Source organism: Neisseria sp. P0014.S009, assembly GCF_051958155.1.
Classification (GTDB): domain Bacteria; phylum Pseudomonadota; class Gammaproteobacteria; order Burkholderiales; family Neisseriaceae; genus Neisseria; species Neisseria flavescens_C.
On the sequence record NZ_JBQCVS010000152.1, the window covers coordinates 1 to 260 of the forward strand.

1 pseudogene is annotated in these 260 nt (G+C 58.1%); it reads left to right on the forward strand.

What is annotated here, in order from left to right:
• Window positions 1-260, forward strand: a pseudogene (locus ACTHS4_RS12080) (TonB-dependent receptor); the annotation flags it as partial.

Here is a 260-nt window from a genome sequence, read left to right on the forward strand (position 1 = left end):
GCCAACATCGGCGTGAAATACCTGAACGACAAAGGCTGGGAAGCCGGCGGCGACATGCGCTTCTACGGCGGCTACTACTCCGCCGCCGACAATGCCGAATCAGGCAAAATCGGCGCATACAACCAAGTCAACCTCTACACCGCCTACAACTTCAAACAAGGCCGCATCTCACTCTACGCCGACAACGTGTTCAACCGCCGCCGCCCCATATTTATTTCCAGCGCCGACCGCCAAGACGCACTCTACCAACGCCCCAGAAG